Source organism: Vibrio sp. 1078-1 (assembly GCF_033340475.1).
Genome location: NZ_JAWOWM010000023.1, coordinates 29673 through 48897, shown reverse-complemented (window position 1 = coordinate 48897; position 19225 = coordinate 29673). Strand labels below are relative to the sequence as shown.

At 45.8% G+C, this 19225-nt stretch carries 16 protein-coding genes; 13 read left to right on the top strand and 3 right to left on the bottom strand.

The annotated features are described in order from the left end of the window. Positions 1 to 695 precede the first annotated feature (695 nt). Positions 696 to 1823 (bottom strand): tRNA epoxyqueuosine(34) reductase QueG, encoded by a 1128-nt coding sequence (gene queG, locus R7190_RS23750; RefSeq protein WP_005381370.1) that lies wholly within the window; start codon positions 1821 to 1823, stop codon positions 696 to 698. Between the two features lie 276 nt (positions 1824 to 2099). On the opposite strand from queG, the gene tsaE reads away from it, so the two are divergent. From tsaE to hflC, 8 genes are all read left to right on the top strand, one after another. Further along, positions 2100 to 2564, top strand: a complete 465-nt coding sequence (gene tsaE / locus R7190_RS23745) for a tRNA (adenosine(37)-N6)-threonylcarbamoyltransferase complex ATPase subunit type 1 TsaE (RefSeq protein ID WP_005381372.1) — start codon at positions 2100 to 2102, stop codon at positions 2562 to 2564. Next, positions 2558 to 4267, top strand: coding sequence for an N-acetylmuramoyl-L-alanine amidase (locus R7190_RS23740; protein ID WP_005381374.1), 1710 nt, complete (start codon positions 2558 to 2560; stop codon positions 4265 to 4267). The genes tsaE and R7190_RS23740 overlap by 7 nt, the downstream gene beginning before the upstream one ends. Positions 4268 to 4285: 18 nt before the next feature. Next, positions 4286 to 6298, top strand: coding sequence for a DNA mismatch repair endonuclease MutL (mutL, locus tag R7190_RS23735; protein ID WP_005381376.1), 2013 nt, complete (start codon positions 4286 to 4288; stop codon positions 6296 to 6298). Next, a complete protein-coding gene (miaA, locus tag R7190_RS23730; RefSeq protein ID WP_005381378.1) occupies positions 6295 to 7227 on the top strand; it encodes a tRNA (adenosine(37)-N6)-dimethylallyltransferase MiaA in 933 nt (310 codons plus the stop codon). The genes mutL and miaA overlap by 4 nt, the downstream gene beginning before the upstream one ends. A gap of 194 nt (positions 7228 to 7421) precedes the next feature. Next, positions 7422 to 7685 (top strand): RNA chaperone Hfq, encoded by a 264-nt coding sequence (gene hfq, locus R7190_RS23725; protein WP_005381379.1) that lies wholly within the window; start codon positions 7422 to 7424, stop codon positions 7683 to 7685. Between the two features lie 38 nt (positions 7686 to 7723). Next, positions 7724 to 9013 carry a ribosome rescue GTPase HflX gene (hflX, locus tag R7190_RS23720; protein WP_005381380.1) on the top strand — a complete coding sequence of 430 codons (1290 nt, stop codon included), beginning with the start codon at positions 7724 to 7726 and terminating at the stop codon, positions 9011 to 9013. A gap of 45 nt (positions 9014 to 9058) precedes the next feature. Continuing rightward, a complete protein-coding gene (gene hflK / locus R7190_RS23715; RefSeq protein WP_017633728.1) occupies positions 9059 to 10264 on the top strand; it encodes an FtsH protease activity modulator HflK in 1206 nt (401 codons plus the stop codon). 2 nt (positions 10265 to 10266) lie between these two features. Next, positions 10267 to 11247, top strand: coding sequence for a protease modulator HflC (hflC, locus tag R7190_RS23710; protein WP_005381382.1), 981 nt, complete (start codon positions 10267 to 10269; stop codon positions 11245 to 11247). Positions 11248 to 11310: 63 nt separating this feature from the next. On the opposite strand, the gene R7190_RS23705 is transcribed toward hflC, so the two are convergent. Continuing rightward, complete coding sequence (locus tag R7190_RS23705) at positions 11311 to 11496, bottom strand: DUF2065 domain-containing protein (protein ID WP_005381383.1); 186 nt, start codon at positions 11494 to 11496, stop codon at positions 11311 to 11313. A gap of 172 nt (positions 11497 to 11668) precedes the next feature. On the opposite strand from R7190_RS23705, the gene R7190_RS23700 reads away from it, so the two are divergent. Together R7190_RS23700 and motX are read left to right on the top strand one after the other, a co-directional pair. Then, on the top strand, positions 11669 to 12985 hold the full coding sequence (locus tag R7190_RS23700) for an adenylosuccinate synthase (protein WP_005381385.1): 1317 nt from the start codon (positions 11669 to 11671) through the stop codon (positions 12983 to 12985). A gap of 216 nt (positions 12986 to 13201) precedes the next feature. After that, positions 13202 to 13837 carry a flagellar protein MotX gene (gene motX, locus R7190_RS23695; protein ID WP_005381388.1) on the top strand — a complete coding sequence of 212 codons (636 nt, stop codon included), beginning with the start codon at positions 13202 to 13204 and terminating at the stop codon, positions 13835 to 13837. Between the two features lie 80 nt (positions 13838 to 13917). On the opposite strand, the gene hmpA is transcribed toward motX, so the two are convergent. Then, positions 13918 to 15102 (bottom strand): NO-inducible flavohemoprotein, encoded by a 1185-nt coding sequence (gene hmpA, locus R7190_RS23690; protein WP_186584610.1) that lies wholly within the window; start codon positions 15100 to 15102, stop codon positions 13918 to 13920. A 157-nt stretch (positions 15103 to 15259) separates the two neighbouring features. Here hmpA and nsrR point away from each other — a divergent pair, with 157 nt between their 5' ends. The 3 genes from nsrR to rlmB all read left to right on the top strand — a co-directional run bounded on the left by nsrR (position 15260) and on the right by rlmB (position 19119). Continuing rightward, entirely contained in the window at positions 15260 to 15685 is a 426-nt protein-coding gene (gene nsrR, locus R7190_RS23685; protein WP_005381392.1) for a nitric oxide-sensing transcriptional repressor NsrR, read from the top strand. A gap of 115 nt (positions 15686 to 15800) precedes the next feature. Further along, positions 15801 to 18308 carry a ribonuclease R gene (gene rnr, locus R7190_RS23680; protein WP_017821742.1) on the top strand — a complete coding sequence of 836 codons (2508 nt, stop codon included), beginning with the start codon at positions 15801 to 15803 and terminating at the stop codon, positions 18306 to 18308. A 67-nt stretch (positions 18309 to 18375) separates the two neighbouring features. Then, on the top strand, positions 18376 to 19119 hold the full coding sequence (rlmB, locus tag R7190_RS23675) for a 23S rRNA (guanosine(2251)-2'-O)-methyltransferase RlmB (protein ID WP_005381395.1): 744 nt from the start codon (positions 18376 to 18378) through the stop codon (positions 19117 to 19119). Positions 19120 to 19225: the final 106 nt, after the last annotated feature.

The window sequence follows — 19225 nt, the reverse complement described above, 5'->3', positions numbered from 1 at the left end:
GCGGGGTGGAGCAGCTTGGTAGCTCGTCGGGCTCATAACCCGAAGGTCGTCGGTTCAAATCCGGCCCCCGCAACCAAATACAAGACGATAGATTGAGTACTTATTTAGTATACAATTGTTAAGTCGTCTACGGATGCGCCGCTTGATTCAACGCCTGCTTCTCGCAACCAATCACATCGCTCTTTTCATAATGCTGCGAAGCATGAATCCCCAAAAGCTAAACTTTTATCCGCATCATATGATGTCGGACGATTTCGTTTGTGTTTAAAACACGATATGAATCGGCTGACGTACAGTATGATGAGGCTTCGCGTGTTTTATCTACTTTAATTAACAGAGTTATCCACATACGTCGTTCTGTGGATAAGTTGGTTGATAAAGTGTTTTTAGCTTGACTTTTTATGATGGGGAAGAAAGATCTTTTCTCTAAAATGAAGTTGAAACAACAAAGAAATACCAATTAAATCTTTGTTATATAAAGAAAAAATAAGTTTTTTGTCGGATCGAGTACGTTAAAATACGATCATTAACTGGTATTTTTTTGATCCTAGTCATTTCTCCGAGCTGTGTTTAACTTTTTTCTGTTAGCTTGTTTTTCTTGAATCTCAAATTTTTTTCCACATTACAAAATTGAGAACAAGGTCATGAATTGAACATGCAAAAGTACTTTCAATCTCTTGCATATAGACTACGCTCTATGCGTCTCTCGGCAGTCCCTTCTCGACTATCCTTATTAAGCGTTGCTTTTTCGTCTCTATAGATGAATTACTCTCAGTGGGGAGTTGATTCAGTTGCTCTGTCAAAGCCCATTTAATGTGCTCATCAAGTAATTTATTTTCACCTTGCCGACTTTCCAGCGCATCTATGATTCGCTGACTATATTCTGCATTACCAAGTGCGACAGCGATGTTACGTAGCCACTGTATATGACCAATACGACGGATAGCGGAGCCTTCCATATTTTTTAGAAAAGTCGCTTCATCCCAGTTAAACATGTCGACGAGGTCAGGGTTTTTGAAACTGTCACGACGGTGGAAATCATCTTGCTCCGTTATGTCGGCGTAGCGGTTCCATGGGCAAACCAATTGACAGTCGTCACAACCATAAATGCGGTTACCCATTGGCTTTCGAAACTCTTCAGGAATCACGCCATCGAACTCGATGGTGAGATAAGAGATACAACGCCTGGCATCGACAACTTTGTCTTCAACGATGGCTTGTGTTGGGCATGATGTAATGCATGCTTTGCATTTACCGCACTGATCAACGCTTGGCTCATCTACGGGTAGTGGTAAGTCGATAAGTAGTTCACCTAAAAAGAACCACGATCCACAGTCTTGATCTAAAATCAGGGAATGTTTCCCGGTCCAACCTAAGCCCGCTTTTTGGGCGAGAGGTCGCTCTAATATTGGTGCGGAATCAACGAAAGGTCGGTAACCATATTGACCAACCTCTTGTTCAATAAGTTTGCCGAGCTTATTTAGCTGCTTTCTGACGAGCTTGTGATAATCACGCCCTAGTGCGTAGCGGCTAATATAGGCATGACTTTTATTCGCGAGGTTTGAAGCGAATTGAGCCTCTGGTGGCAGATAGTCCATCCGGACGCTGATAACACGAACGGTTCCCGGGAGTAGCTCATGGGGTCTAGCACGCATCATGCCGTGACGAGCCATCCAATCCATTGAGCCGTGATAGCCTGCATCAAGCCATTTTTGTAGTGCTGCTTCATGTTCACTCAGATCAACGTCGCAGATCCCAACTTTTTGGAAGCCGAGTTCTTTTCCCCAAACTTTGATTTGTTGTGCGAGTTGTTCGTAGTTCATGTTAACCACCGGAATAAAGGGGGGCGGATCTTAACGGATCTCTGGCTTTGGTGCTACCCAGTTAGGTACGTTTTTGATGTTGTGAATACTGCTTATTGAAGTCATTTGCATATATTCTAAATCTAGGTCGATACTAAGATGATTAAGATACCGTTTATTGGATACTTTTTTCGCACATATGACATTTGAAAGCTTGTCTCTCAAAACCAACACGGTTTACTATTCCTGTTCTTTTGATTTTTATATAGTCAACGATCATTAGTTAGAGAAGCATCAATGAGCACGAAACAATTCAATTTAAAAGATGAGCATGAAACGGTTGCACTAGGCACCGCTCTGGCTCAGCTTTGTTCCCAGCAAACCACAATTTATCTGCATGGTGATTTGGGTGCAGGTAAAACAACCTTTAGTCGTGGTTTTGTCCGTGCTCTTGGTCATCAAGGTAACGTGAAAAGTCCAACTTATACTCTAGTCGAACCGTACCAGTTGGATCAGTGGCAAGTATATCACTTCGACCTTTATCGTCTTGCGGATCCTGAAGAGCTTGAGTTTATGGGGATTCGAGACTATTTCACAGACGATGCGATTTGCTTGGTTGAATGGCCTGAAAAAGGGCATGGCTTACTGCCACAACCGGATCTTGATGTAAACATTCGCTACCAAGGTGAGCAACGTGTAGCCGAACTAACAGCTAATAATGATTATGGTGTGCAGTTACTCAGTCGATTGGAGCTATGTTGAGTTTTTCAAATTTTAGAGTGGTGGCGACGTTTGTCGCCACTTTTCTCCTTCTCATCCCCAATTTAGCATTTGCTAACGTCGTTAAGAGTTTTCGAGTTTGGCCTTCACCTGATGAAACGCGTGTTGTCATCGATTTAGGCTCGGAAGCTGACTATTCCTATTTCTCTTTATCAGGGCCGGATCGCCTTGTCGTGGATTTAAAAAGCACGACGATGCAGGCCAAACTACCTGTTACTGTTACGGATAGCCCTGTTTTAAAACTGGTACGAAAAAGCTCGCCTCCAGAGAAGGGCACTTATCGTTTGGTGTTTGAACTAAAAAAGAGCGTTCAAGCGGAGTTATTTAAATTAAGCCCAACACCAGGTGGGCAGTATGGTCACCGCTTGGTGATTGATTTACCGCACGGTAAGAAGGCATCGACCTCTAAACCGAGTAAGCCAGCTGCGGCCAGCAAAGACATGAGCTCAGTTCAACGAGCTCAAGAAGTGTTAATTGTTATCGACCCTGGTCACGGTGGGGAAGACCCTGGCTCTATTGGCCCTTCACGTCGTAAGTACGAGAAAGATGCGGTATTGAGTATCTCAAGAAAAATTGCTGCTCAGCTCGATGCGACTCCTGGTATTAAAACGCGCATGACTCGTACGGGAGATTACTTTGTAAACTTAAACCGTCGTGTCGCGATTGCTCGTGAAAATGATGCACACTTACTGATCTCCATTCACGCTGATGCGTTTACCTCACCGAAGCCTCGCGGTGGTTCGGTCTTCGTACTAAATACTCGTCGTGCAAATACCGAAATTGCTCGTTGGGTCGAGAACCATGAGAAACAGTCTGAGTTATTGGGCGGCTCGGGTAATGCGTTCTTCACGAAGACAAAAGATCGTAATGTGAACCAAACTTTGCTGGACTTGCAGTTTAGTCACTCACAAAAAGAAGGCTATAAACTGGCAACAGAAATCCTAGGTGAGATGGGACGTGTTGCGCACCTGCATAACACCAAACCGATCAACACCAGCCTTGCGGTTTTACGCTCTCCACAGATTCCGTCTGTGCTAGTGGAAACGGGCTTTATTTCTAACCCAACAGAAGAGCGTTTACTGTTTCAACGAGCGCACCAAGATAAGTTAGCTCAGGCTATCACTAAGGCGGTCGTCAAGTACTTAAAAGATAACCCACCAGAGGGTACGGTGTTCTCGCCTTCAGCGAAGCCAATGGTACATATTGTAAAGCGTGGCGAGTCATTATCGGTGATCGCGAACAAATATGGGCTTAGCTCTAAAGCGCTGATGTCGGCAAACAACTTGAAGTCGACAGGCTTGGCAATTGGTCAGAAGCTCAACATTCCTTCTGCTGGTACGATTAAAGTGCCAAGTAAACCGATTACTGTTGAGACAGAAACCATTACGCACAAGGTTAAGTCTGGTGAGTTCTTAGGTAAGATTGCGAATCACTATAAAGTGAAGGTTTCAGATATCCGCCGAGAGAATAACTTGAAGTCAGATACGTTGTGGGTAGGGCAAAAGTTGAAGATAACGGTCGCGGTAAAAGATAAACCGATTCGTAAGCACAAGGTTTCTCGGGGTGAGTTCCTTGGCAAAATAGCGTCCAAATACGGCGTTAGCGTATCGAGCATTCGTAAAGCGAATAACTTACGCTCTGATCAGCTAGCGGTTGGGCAAGTCCTGATCATTCCAAACAAGTAGGTGAGCTTCTAACTCATTATGACGATTAAAATTTTGCCAGCCAGACTTGCAAACCAAATCGCCGCAGGGGAAGTGGTCGAAAGACCTGCTTCTGTGATTAAAGAGCTGGTTGAAAATAGTCTTGATTCTGGCGCAACTCGAATCGATATCGATATCGAGAAAGGAGGCGCAAAGCTGATTCGTGTTCGTGATAACGGAAAAGGTATCGCGAAAGATGAACTCGGCTTAGCGCTCAGTCGTCATGCGACATCTAAGATACATACCTTAGATGATCTCGAAGCCATTATGAGTCTAGGTTTTCGCGGTGAAGCGTTAGCCAGTATTAGCTCAGTCTCGCGTTTGACGCTCACGTCGCGTCCTGCGGCACAAGAAGAAGCCTGGAGTGCCTACTCCGAAGGGCGTGATATGCAGGTGAAGCTTAAGCCAGCAGCGCACCCGATTGGCACTACCGTTGAGGTGTTGGACTTATTTTTTAATACTCCAGCGCGTCGCAAGTTTCTTCGTACGGAGAAAACCGAATTTGCTCATATTGATGAGTTATTGAAACGCATTGCGTTAAGCCGCTTTGATGTCACCATCAATGTGCGTCATAACGGCAAGATCATCCGTCAATATCGCGCGGCGAAAAATCAGCTTCAAACCGAAAAGCGTATTGCTGCTGTCTGCGGTAATGCGTTTGTGCGGCATATGCTCAGAATCGAGCTTGAGCATCAAGGGTTAAAGCTACATGGGTGGATTACCACACCAGAGGGAGCAAGGCAGCAAAGCGATTTACAATATTGCTATGTGAATGGCCGAATGATGCGTGACAAATTAATCAATCACGCGATTCGTCAAAGCTATGAAATGAGCTTAAAGCCAGATCAGTTTGCTGCGTATGTGCTCTTTATTGAGCTAGATCCGCACCAAGTAGATGTGAATGTTCACCCTGCTAAGCATGAAGTGCGTTTCCACCAAGCTCGTTTGGTGCATGATTTCATCTATCAAGCTTTGACGGATGCACTTTCACAAAGCGCCGTGATTGATAAACCACAGGTGAATGAATCGGCATTTCATCGCGTGGAACCGACTGAATCCGAAGAGATTGAGCATTCGCCAGAGCCTGAAAAAGTACAAGAGCCAGCATCTTCACCAGTACCAGAGCGGGTTTATCAAGCGATAGAGAGTACACCGGCTTATCCTGGACGCAGTGATTATGAAGTGAAGCCTCGTAATAGCGGTCCTAGTGAAACCTCCGTGCGAGAGGCGCGCGTAGTGGAGTCATTCAAACGTAATGATTGGGTGGAATCCAAACCTGCACCAAAGCCAAGTCACAGTAAAGAGCGCCACGTAGAACCAGCGCCAACTAAACAAGAAGTACGCGCTTATCACGAGCTGTTGAAAACGCTAGAGTTTGAGGCTCAGGCAGTCACTCCAATAGCGCCCCAAACGATAACTTCGCACACATCAATGCCATCGATTACTGCATTAGGCAAAGCGCTGATGGTGGTCGATGAACAATTTGTTTTGATGAGCAGTGACAGTGGGGCGGCGTTAGTCTCGTTACCTAGAGCAGAATTTTATCGTGTAAAAGGCCAGCTTTCTCCAAGCGATGGTGCACTCAAGGCACAACCTCTGCTTGTTCCTCTATCTATTAAGTTAGAGGCCGAATTAGTGAGACTGGCCCAAGATTATCAACAAGATTTGGCATTGCTTGGTATTCAATTGAAAGCGAGAAACGAGCACGCCTTAATGGTGATGGGCGTCCCAGCTCCGCTGCGTCAACAAAACTTACAAAATTTAGTACCAGATCTGTTATCTTACGCGCAATCTTGTGTGAACGAAGGTATAGCAGCGGCTCAGATGCTGTCTGAGTTGATAGATTGGCTCGCATTACAGGTCACGACAGTGAAGAGTCACTATACTTTTTCTGAAGCCATTCAAATTATTGCGGAACTTGAACAGCTAAGACATGGTCAATTGCCATTAGAAGATACAAAATTCGTATCCGCTGTTGATTTCTCTGCCACGATAGCCAAATTAAAACCATGACAGATAAACTACCTTTGGCGCTATTTTTAATGGGGCCAACTGCATCAGGCAAAACTGAGCTGGCGATTCGTCTTCGTCAAAAATTTCCGATTGAGATCATCAGTGTTGATTCTGCTTTGATCTACAAAGGGATGGATATCGGTACGGCGAAACCGGATGAAAAAGAGTTAAGTTTGGCGCCTCATCGCTTGATAGATATTTTGGATCCAAGTGAATCTTACTCTGTCGCCGACTTTCGTCGAGATGCATTGAAAGCGATGGATGATATTGTTGCAGAAGGAAAAATTCCACTTCTTGTGGGTGGAACAATGCTGTATTACAAGGCGTTACTTGAAGGTTTATCACCACTTCCTGCTGCAAATCCTGAAATTCGTCAGCAAATTGAACAAGAGGCATTGACTAAAGGTTGGTCAGTGTTGCACGATGAACTCAAAGAGGTTGATCCTGTGTCAGCCGCGAGAATCCATCCCAATGATCCCCAACGTTTATCTCGGGCATTGGAAGTTTTTCGCATTTCAGGTAAAACTTTGACTGAATTGACTCAAACGAAAGGTGAAAGCCTACCATACCGAGTCAAGCAGTTTGCAATAGCTCCCAAGGATAGGGCAGAACTTCACCGTCGGATTGAACTCCGTTTCGAGAAGATGATGGAAGCGGGCTTTGAAGAAGAAATGAAAGCGTTACATTCGCGAAAAGATCTTCACCCCGATCTTCCTTCCATACGATGCGTCGGTTACCGACAGATGTGGGAGTATTTAGATGGGGAGTGTACACGTGACGAAGCGGTATTTCGTGGCGTATGCGCGACTCGTCAATTGGCCAAGCGTCAAATCACCTGGTTACGCAGCTGGGATGATTTAACTTGGTTGGATAGCGAGAACATTGAACAGGCATTAGAAACGATGTCGGAAGCAATAGCATCTGATTGACATAGCTGTGTATAATGTGATCGTTTTTGCGTGAACGCACTCTCAAAGGATCTGTTGTTGGCGGTTTTTATACTATGCTGCTAATTACTTAGAGTGCATTTTTGATTCGTTTAGCTCAGATGCAAAAGCCGTATCTTTTGCATTGCACCACTAGCTAAATAATTACAACTACAAATTAAATAAGGAAAATAAAAATGGCTAAGGGGCAATCTCTACAAGACCCATTTCTAAACGCGCTACGTCGTGAGCGTATCCCGGTATCTATCTACCTTGTGAATGGTATTAAACTACAAGGTCAGATCGAATCATTCGATCAATTTGTGATCCTGCTGAAGAATACTGTTAACCAAATGGTGTACAAGCACGCGATCTCAACAGTTGTGCCGGCTCGTCCAGTGAGCCATCACAGCGGTGAACGTCCACAAGGTGAGCGTCCACAAGAGAAATCTGAAGATTAATTCTTCATCGAGTATTTTTAAAATAAGGAGTTGATTGCTTGTTTGACCGTTATGAATCCGGTGAGCGAGCCGTACTTGTTCATATCAACTTCACGCAAGAAGGTGAATGGGAAGATCTGGCTGAGTTCGAAATGCTGGTTTCTTCTGCTGGGGTAGAGGCGCTACAAGTGGTAACTGGTAGTCGTCAATCCCCACACCCGAAATACTATGTCGGAGAGGGTAAGGCCCAAGAGATTGCTACAGCGGTACAATCAACTGGTGCCGAAATTGTGATTTTTAATCACGCCCTCTCTCCTGCCCAAGAACGTAACCTCGAAGCACTGTGCCAATGTCGAGTTCTCGACCGCACTGGTCTTATTCTCGATATCTTTGCTCAACGAGCTCGAACACACGAAGGTAAGCTACAGGTAGAGCTGGCTCAACTTCGTCATATCTCTACTCGTTTGATTCGTGGTTGGACACACCTTGAAAGGCAGAAAGGTGGTATCGGTTTACGTGGCCCGGGTGAAACCCAGCTGGAAACCGACCGTCGCTTATTGCGTGACAGAATCAAAGCCATCCTGCGACGCTTAGACAAAGTAGCGAAGCAGCGTGAACAAGGGCGCCGCGCCCGAAATCGAGCTGAAATCCCAACGGTTTCACTTGTGGGTTACACCAACGCGGGTAAGTCGACACTCTTCAACCGTATTACAGAAGCTGGCGTGTACGCGGCTGATCAATTATTTGCTACTTTGGACCCGACTTTACGTAAGATAGAGTTAGCAGATGTTGGTCCTGCCATCTTGGCAGACACGGTTGGTTTTATTCGACATTTGCCACACGACTTGGTTGCGGCCTTCAAGGCAACCTTGCAGGAAACGCAAGAAGCTGACATTTTGTTACATGTTGTTGATGCCAGTGATGAGCGTTTTCGTGAGAATATTCAAGCTGTTCATGAAGTACTAGAAGAGATCGACGCGCATGAAGTGCCGACTCTGGTTGTCATGAACAAAATCGACAATCTAGATTCGCAGAAACCACGTATAGAACGAGACGAGGAAGGCGTACCTCGCGCAGTTTGGGTTTCAGCAATGGATGGGTTGGGCATTGATGTCCTGTTTGAGGCGCTGACGGAACGTCTGGCGTCACAAATGGTCGAGCATCAGTTGCGAATTCCTCCACAGTATCAAGGACGATTCCGTAGTACCTTCTTCCAAATGAAGTGTATTCAACGTGAGGAATATGACCAGGATGGTAACTTGTTGATCGATATTCGAATGCAGCAAGTAGATTGGTCTAGACTTGAAAAAAGAGAAGGGGCAGTTTTGACTGGCTTTATAGTCACTTAAAGGACTGCTACAGTATAACGTCATATCAAATGATGGAGCTTTCTAATGGCGTGGAATGAGCCTGGAAATAACAACGGCAACAATGGCCGCGATAATGACCCTTGGGGTAATAATAATCGTGGTGGCCAGCGTCCTGGTGGCCGAGATCAAGGTCCGCCAGATTTAGATGAAGTGTTCAACAAACTGAGTCAAAAGCTGGGCGGCAAGTTTGGTAAAAAAGGCGGCGGTGGTTCTCCAATCGGCGGCGGTGGTGGTAGTGCAATTGGCTTTGGCGTGATTGCTCTGATTGCTGTTGCAGTTTGGTTCTTCGCTGGTTTTTACACCATCGGTGAAGCAGAGCGTGGTGTTGTACTGCGTTTAGGTAAATACGATCGTATCGTAGACCCAGGTCTTAACTGGCGTCCTCGCTTTATTGATGAGTACGAAGCGGTAAACGTACAAGCGATTCGTTCACTACGTGCATCTGGTCTAATGCTGACCAAAGATGAAAACGTTGTAACAGTTGCGATGGATGTGCAGTACCGAGTGACTGACCCATACAAATACTTGTACCGTGTAACCAATGCAGACGACAGCTTGCGTCAAGCAACGGATTCTGCACTACGTGCAGTAATTGGTGACTCATTGATGGATAGCATTCTAACCAGTGGTCGTCAGCAAATTCGTCAAACTACGCAAGAAACACTGAACCAAATCATTGATAGCTATGATATGGGTCTGGTACTTGTTGATGTGAACTTCCAGTCTGCTCGTCCACCAGAGCAAGTGAAAGATGCGTTTGATGATGCAATCGCAGCACGTGAGGATGAAGAGCGTTTCATTCGTGAAGCTGAAGCATACAAGAACGAAATCTTGCCTAAGGCAACGGGTCGAGCAGAGCGTTTGAAGAAAGAAGCACAAGGTTACAATGAGCGTGTCACTAACGAGGCTCTTGGTCAGGTAGCACAGTTCGAAAAACTACTACCAGAATACCAAGCAGCGCCTGGTGTAACGCGTGATCGTCTGTACATCGACGCAATGGAAGAGGTGTACTCAAGCACTTCGAAAGTGTTGATTGACTCGGAATCAAGCGGCAATCTTCTTTACCTTCCAATCGATAAGTTGGCGGGACAAGAGGGCAAAGCAGATACCAAACGTAAATCGAAGTCATCTTCAACCTATGATCAAATTCAACTTGAGTCTGATCGTACACAAGAAGACACTTCGAACACGCAGTCTCGTTCAACAGGTTCACGTCAAGGGAGATACTAAGAATGCGTAAGTTAATGATCCCTGTACTGGTAATCGCACTGGCATTAATGTTGATGTCTTTGTTTGTGATTCCTGAAGGTGAGCGCGGTATCGTGGTTCGATTTGGTCGTGTCTTGAAAGACAACAACGACATCACTCGAATTTACGAGCCTGGTCTGCATTTCAAGATGCCTTTGTTTGACCGTGTGAAACAACTTGATGCACGTATCCAAACAATGGATGGTCGTGCAGACCGTTTCGTAACGTCTGAGAAAAAAGACGTTATCATTGATACCTACGTGAAGTGGCGTATTGAAGATTTTGGTCGCTACTACCTCGCGACAGGCGGTGGTAACTCGCTAACGGCAGAGGCACTACTTGAGCGTAAAGTGACGGACGTGCTTCGTTCTGAAATCGGTGCTCGTGAAATCAAACAGATCGTATCTGGTCCACGTAACGATGATGTGCTACCAGAAGACGCAAGTGCCGATGTTGTCGCAACTGAAGCGGCTCGTGAAGCGCTTGAGATTGATGGTGAACGCGACCTAATCATGTCTGAAGTATTGAAAGACACGCGTGAAAGCGCAATGAAAGACTTGGGTGTTCGTGTCGTTGATTTCCGAATGAAGAAAATCAACCTGCCTGATGAAATCAGTGAGTCTATCTACCGTCGTATGCGTGCGGAGCGTGAGTCCGTTGCTCGTAAGCACCGTTCTCAAGGTCGTGAAAAAGCGGAAGTTATTCGTGCTCAAGCAGAACTAGAAGTAGCAACTATTCTAGCTGAAGCTGATAAAACGGCGCGTGTGACACGAGGTGAAGCGGATGCTGAAGCTGCGAAGATTTATGCTGAAGCGTACAACAAAGACCCTGAGTTCTTTAGCTTCCTACGCTCGCTACGTGCGTATGAGAAGTCCTTCAGCTCTAAGAGCGATATTCTGGTGCTTGATCCGAAGAGTGAGTTCTTCCAATACATGAACCAGTCGAAGGGCAGCATGGAGAAATAATCTCCGCGTCTCATTGAAATAAAAGGCTCCTTAGGGAGCCTTTTTTGTATCTGATGCTAAGTGCTAGCTCATCATGATGGCGATGACGGCTCCAGCAACTACTAGGCAGCCACCGATGCGTCGTAGCTGATTGTTGGGTTGTTCACTTAATTGAGCCACCATATTCCGCCAACCGTTAGGAGCAATCAGTGGCCCAATGCCTTCCACGATCAAGACGAGCCCAATCGCCAACCATATGGATTCAGACATAGCGCTTTCCAGTCGAATAGAGAAAGCTAAATACTATCAGTGATATGCTGATTTCAAAATGAACAAAGCGGCAAGATGACATTCTGGTAGCAACTCTGTGAACAAAAAATGACTGCAAGAAGCGTGATTCGGTGCTAGAATCCATTTTTAACTAGCAATCAGACTTGGAAAGATGGGAAATAACGTAGTCGTTCTAGGCACCCAATGGGGTGACGAAGGTAAAGGTAAAATCGTAGACCTTTTAACTGAAGATGCAAAATACGTGGTACGCTACCAAGGCGGTCACAACGCAGGTCACACTCTCGTAATTGACGGTGAAAAAACCGTTCTTCACTTAATTCCATCAGGTATCCTTCGCGATAACGTAAAATGTGTTATCGGTAACGGTGTTGTACTATCACCTGAAGCTCTACTTAAAGAAATGAAGCCTCTTGAAGAGCGCGGTATTCCAGTACGCGAGCGTCTTTTCATTTCTGAAGCATGTCCGCTAATTCTTCCTTACCACGTTGCAATGGACCAAGCTCGCGAAATCGCTCGCGGTAAAAAAGCTATCGGTACTACTGGTCGTGGTATCGGTCCAGCATACGAAGATAAAGTTGCTCGTCGCGGTCTACGCGTTGGCGACCTATTCGATATGGCGACTTTCGCAGAGAAGCTAAAAGAAGTCATGGAGTTCCATAACTTCCAACTAGTTAACTTCTACAAAGCGGAGCCAGTAAGCTACGAAGAAGTACTTGAGCAAGCTAAAGGCTACGCTGAACTACTAACGTCAATGGTTATCGACGTAACTGACGAACTAGACGCAGCACGTAAGCGCGGCGACAAGATCATGTTCGAAGGTGCACAAGGTACACTACTTGATATCGACCACGGTACTTACCCGTACGTAACGTCTTCTAACACGACTGCTGGTGGTGTTGCTGCAGGTTCTGGTTTTGGTCCTCGTCACATCGGTTACATCTTGGGTATCGCAAAAGCGTACTGTACTCGCGTTGGTGCTGGTCCATTCCCGACTGAACTATACGACGGTTTAGATAAGCAAGATCCAATTGGTAAGCACTTAGGTGAAGTTGGCCACGAGTTCGGTGCGACAACTGGTCGTCTACGTCGTACAGGTTGGTTCGATGCTGTTGCTATGCGTCGTGCAATCCAAATCAACTCTGTATCTGGTTTCTGTCTAACTAAACTAGACGTACTAGATGGTCTAGAAGAGCTAAAAATCTGTACTGGTTACAAGATGGAAGATGGCTCTGTGCTAGAAGTTTCTCCGATGGCTGCTGAAGCATTCGAAAAAGCAACGCCAATCTACGAAACAATGCCTGGTTGGTCTGAGAACACATTTGGTGCTAAGTCACTAGATGCTCTACCACAAGCCGCTCTTGACTACATCAAGCGTATTGAAGAGCTAACTGGCGTTCCAGTAGACATCATCTCTACAGGTCCTGACCGTAACGAAACTATCATCAAAGTTCACCCATTCGAAGCTTAATTGATAGCCGTTAAAGATTGCAAAAGCCGACCTTCTGGTCGGCTTTTTTGTATCTGAACAAAAACAGCGTGACTCTCATATGGCAAGCTTTTGCCGCTGAGCCTAAATCAGAGGCAAAAATTGTCTAAAGCTTAGCTGTTTTTTGCCGATAAGGTTATCAAGCAGAGGAGATCCTTCACCGATCTTTGGTTTCTTAGATACCTTAAGGGTACGTTTATGAAGTTACGAACAGTGGCTGCTTCACTGTTGTTGACCTTGGTTGCTACCACAGTGAAAGCCAATGTTGCTGATGTGGGGGCACCAGTTCCGATCTATACCGAAGCAGAGCTGATAAAGCTTATTGAGCAAAATAAGCACTTACAACGTGTGCGCGCTGATAACTGCCAGCTGGTGGAGGATATCGTAGCTCGTGCGACTCGAATTAACTTACCCGCTTATGAATTTCTGTACGGAGATATGTTGGCTTGGGGGGTGTGTGTCGAGCAAGATGTCGAACTGGGTCTTTACTACATCGAAAATGCAGCGCATCAGGGGTTACCAGCTGCACTAGAGCAGATTGGCCGATACTATTCGCGTGGCACTTTAGTACAGCAAGATAAAGAACGTGCAATTCCATATTTGCGAGAAGCTGCGTCAATGGGAAACCTAAACGCGCGTATTCATCTGGCCGAGTTGCTTTTACGTGATTATGGCAGTCCACTCGATTACGAAGATGCGTATCGTTGGTTATATAACTCTGTCACAGCAGATAAGCGGCAGCATAAGCGCATAACTGTATTGAGAAACGGCCTTGAACAGCGCATGCCACAAAACGTTATTGCTCGAGCTAAACGGCGAGACACCTTTTGGTAACGCTTCAATATTGCAAACAACTTCATACAACAAAGCCCACGTCACGTGGGCTTTGTTGTTTTCCCGATAGTTGGTAGCGCTTAAACCACTTTGTGTGGACCGAAGCATTCGTAATGGAATTGCTCTTCTGGTACGCCAAGTTCTAATAGCTGTTTCGCTACGTGCTGCATAAATCCTACAGGACCACAGAAGTACACCTGCACTTTATCTTGCTTTAATGCAGCTTCAATTTCATACAGATTGACAAAGCCCGTGAAGTGGAAGTCTTCACCTAGCTTGTCTTCTGCCGTTGGTTGGTTATACCAAACGAGCGCGTTCATATTTTCTTTTTCTGCAACGAGTTGGTTTACGTGTTGCTTGAAAGCATGCTGTTGGCCATTTTCGGTTGCATGAACCCAAGTTACAGGTGCTTGATGTGCTGAGAGACTTTCTAGCATTGACAGCGTTGGAGTAAGTCCCACACCAGCAGAAATTAGAACAACGGGTGTTTGTGGTTCGGCATCCATAAAGAAATCACCGGCAGGGGCCGCAAGCTGCACTTTTTCGCCAATGTTCAGGCTATCGTGCAGGTAGTTCGACACTTTTCCGCCTTCTTCACGTTTTACTGAGATACGGTAGGTGTTCTCTTGGACCGCAGAAGACAGGCTATATTGGCGAATTTCTTGGTTTTCTAACTGGTCACTGTTGATGTAGATGCCAAGGTATTGTCCCGGTTTATACGGCGCCACTTTTTGGCCATCGGTTGGCTTGAACACAAAGCTGCAAATGTGTTCGCTCTCAATCTTTTTATCGACTAATTCAAATTCGCGTAGACCGCGCCAGCCGCCTTCCAAAGCTTCATTTTGTTGGTAAATTTGTTCTTCGCGCTGAATAAATACATTCGCAAGTACGCCGTAAGCCTCAGCCCAAGCATCCAACACTTCTTGACCTGGATTAAAAAGCTCATCGATTGTCGCAAGTAAATGCTTACCAACGATTTGGTACTGATCTTCTGTGATCAAAAAGCTCGTGTGCTTATGCGCAATTTTCTCTACTGCGCCAAGCAGAGCTGGCAAATTTTCAATATTGGCAGCATAGGCACAGATAGCGTTGAATAATGCTTCACGCTGATCGCCGTTACGCTGGTTACTCATGTTAAAAATATCTTTCAACTCAGGGTTATGAGTAAACATACGCTCGTAAAAGTGCGCGGTCAGTTTTGGTCCTGTTTCGGCGATGAGTGGTGCGGTCGCTTTGACGATCTCGATAGTTTGATTGCTGAGCATAAGGGCTTCCTACTTTAAGTTGTATTTATAATGCATGTTTAAAGTTGTATCTCAAATGTATCTTTCGATCAAGAAAAGATTTACACTTTTATCGATAGCTCAAGTTTGGGGTTTTAGCATCACCAGCGGGTTATTGAGTCGCACTTTGGGAGAGAATATGCAGTTAACTAGTTTCACTGATTATGCGTTGAGAACCTTAATTTTCTTGGCTTCGTTGCCGGAAGATGAGTTAACCAGCATTACCGAAGTGACGGATTTATTTGGTGTGTCGCGCAACCATATGGTTAAAGTTATCAATCGGTTAGGGCAGTTGGGTTATGTCCATACCGTGCGCGGAAAAAACGGTGGTATCCGGCTGATGAAGCCAGCGTCTGAAATCACAGTCGGTGGTGTTGTGCGCGATTTAGAGCCGTTAGATTTAGTCAACTGTGGTGTGGATTTTTGCCATATTACCCCTGCTTGCCGCCTCAAAGATAAATTGGCGAAAGCAAAAAGTGCCTTTCTGGCGGAGTTGGATGACTGCACGATTGAATCCTTGCTCAGTGACAATTCTGAACTTTTGATCTTGCTGGCTCGTCCTTAACTCATTTGCATGCCTAGAGTCGATCTCGATCATTCTTTTTTCAAAGCAATTCTGTAGCTTATCGAGAGACTCAGATATACTAGCCATATACCTTCCTTGCTAGATAGGCGTGCCTATGTCAGACAATATTCCAAACGATCCTTTTGCAGATCGTGAATCCAAAAATTACGAAAATCCAATTCCAAGCCGAGAGTTTATCATCGAGTTTCTAGAGCAAGCGGGCGTTCCAATGAATCGTAACGACTTGTTTGAGGCACTAAAGCTTGAGGGCGAAGAGCAATACGAAGGGTTGCGTCGTCGGCTACGTGCGATGGAGCGAGATGGCCAACTGGTGTTTACCCGCCGTCAGTGCTATGCATTGCCTGAAAAACTTGAAATGGTGAAAGGTTACGTGATTGGTCATCGTGATGGCCATGGTTGGGTACGTCCAGAAGGCAGCGTCGGCAAGGATGATGATATTCTGTTACCGCACCATCAGATGAAGAACATCATCCACGGTGATTTTGTCTTAGTGCAACCGACAGACAACAGCAAGCGCGGCCGCCGTGAAGGACGTTTGGTGCGTGTGCTAGAGGAGCGCAATGATCAAATCGTTGGTCGTTTCTTCCTTGAATATGGATACTCCTATGTTGTCCCAGATGACTCGCGTATCAGCCAAGATATCCTGATCCCAAATGAGCACAAAGCGGGTGCACGCATGGGTAACGTAGTCGTAATTGAAATTACTGATCGTGGCTCACGCTCACGCGGCATGATGGGTAAAGTGGTTGAAGTCCTTGGTGAAAACATGGCACCAGGTATGGAAACACAAATTGCGATTCGTACACACCAAATCCCTCACGAATGGCCAGAAGCCGTCGATAAACAAATCGAAAACTTAGGCGAAGAAGTACCAGAAGAAGCGAAAGTTGGTCGTGTGGATCTACGTGATTTGCCACTAGTGACCATTGACGGCGAAGACGCACGAGACTTTGATGATGCCGTTTACTGTGAAAAGAACAAAGAAGGTGGTTGGCGTTTATGGGTAGCGATTGCTGACGTCAGTTACTACGTTCGTCCTGACTCTGCGTTGGATAAAGAAGCGATCAATCGTGGTAACTCAGTATATTTCCCTTCGCAAGTTGTGCCAATGTTGCCAGAAGTACTGTCGAACGGTCTATGTTCGCTTAACCCGCAAGTAGATCGCTTGTGTATGGTGTGCGAAATGACCATTTCCGATACAGGTAAGCTGTCTGGTTACAAGCATTACGAGGCGGTGATGAACTCGCACGCTCGTCTCACATATAGCAAAGTGAGCGCGATTCTAGAAGGGGATGAAGAACTACGTGAGCGCTACCAGCCGCTTGTTTCTCATCTAGAAGAGTTGCACAAGATGTACAAAGTGCTGAAAGAAGCACGAGATCAACGCGGTGCAATCGAATTTGAAACCGTTGAAACCAAATTTATTTTCAATGCGGAACGTAAAATCGAAAGCATTGAGCCAGTAATTCGTAATGACGCGCATAAGATCATCGAAGAATGTATGATTTTAGCCAACATTGCTTCGGCATCGCTGGTAGAAAAAGCGAAAGAGCCCGCGCTTTATCGTATCCACGAATCTCCAGGTGAATTACGCCTGCAAGGTTTCCGTGACTTCTTAAGTGAACTTGGTCTTGAGCTAAAAGGTGGTTTAGAGCCTTCACCAACGGACTATGCTGATCTCGCACGTCAAATCTCCGGGCGTCAAGATCAAGAGTTGATTCAGACCATGCTGCTACGCTCAATGAAGCAAGCGGTATACAACGCAGATAACGCGGGGCACTTTGGGTTGGCATTGAAACGCTATGCGCACTTTACGTCGCCAATTCGTCGTTACCCTGACTTGTTACTTCACCGTGCAATCAAGTATCTGATTGCTAAAGAAGAAGGTCGTAATCAAGATCGCTGGACACCAACAGGTGGCTATCATTACTCGTTTGACGACATGGATTTTTACGGCGAACAATGTTCGATGACAGAGCGCCGTGCTGATGATGCAACACGTGATGTTGCGGATTGGCTGAAGTGTGAATATATGCAAGACCACGTCGGTGACGAACTAGACGGTGTTATTGCTAATGTCACTAGCTTTGGCTTCTTTGTACGTTTAACGGATTTGCACATCGATGGTTTGGTACATATTTCTACCCTTGCGAACGACTACTATCAATTTGACCCGATTGGTCAACGACTTATTGGTGAAAGTTTCGGTAACATCTATCGCTTAGGTGATGCAGTAAAAGTAAAAGTACTGGCTGTTAACCTCGATGATAAGCAAATTGACTTTGAATTGGTCGAAACAAGTCGTAAGCTACGCGGCGAAGGTAAGACTGCGAAGAAACGCGCAGCGGAAGCAAAACGCAAAGCGAAAGATAAAAAACGCGCTGCGACTCGCTCTTCATCGAAAGAAGGTGGCGCGGCTCGTGCAGTTCCTGCGATAGAGCCAACTAAACGCCCAGAAGAAACGGGCGCAACGAGTAAGCGCAATGGCCCAAAACGTGGTGACGCCGAAGGCAACGAGAAGCCTAAAGTGAAAAAAGCACGTAAAAAGAAGCCGCACAGTAAGCCGAAGAAAACCAAGCGCACTAAAAAAGAAGCGCAGTAGGTTGAAGCGCCAACTTAGTTCAAACTCGGTTGGCGCAGGCAATACGACCAGAACAACAGGTTAAACAATGAGTAACGAATTTATCTACGGCATTCACGCAGTGAAGGCGGTATTGGAGCGCGAACCAGAGCGTTTTATCGAGGCGTACGTTTTAAAAGGTCGTCAAGATGATCGCCTAATGCCAATCCTAAATGATCTTCAGGTTTGTGGTGTTTCTATTCAGCAGATGACACGTAAAACCTTGGATGACAAAGCGCGCGGTGCAAATCACCAAGGCATCATCGCTCGTGTGAAACCAGCGAAGCAGCTGAATGAGAACGATATAGATGACATCCTGGCGCAGCACGAATCACCACTGCTATTAGTGTTAGACGGCGTGACCGATCCACACAATCTTGGTGCGTGTTTACGTAACGCAGATGCGGCAGGTGCTGCGGCGATCATCGTACCGAAAGATCGTTCTGCGCCAATGAACGCAACCGTAAGCAAAGTGGCTTGTGGTGCAGCTGAAGTCGTGCCATTGATCCGAGTGACTAACTTGGCTCGTACTATGCGTACATTGCAAGAGAAAGGCATCTGGTTTGTTGGTACTGCGGGTGAAGCAACGCACGACATCTACCAAGCCAAACTGACTGGCCCCCTTGCTATCGTAATGGGGGCAGAAGGTGACGGTATGCGTCGTCTAACTCGTGAAACCTGCGACGATTTGATTAAGATCCCAATGGCTGGTAGCGTTTCAAGCTTGAACGTATCTGTGGCATCCGGCATCTGTTTGTTTGAGGCAGTTCGTCAGCGTATTGCTGCAAAGTAACGACGAAACAAACAGTTACTGTAGAATCAGACATAATGATAAAAACAAAGGATGGGGTGCCATCCTTTGTCGTTTTCACCGATTTATAAATAAAAATCCTCAGGGA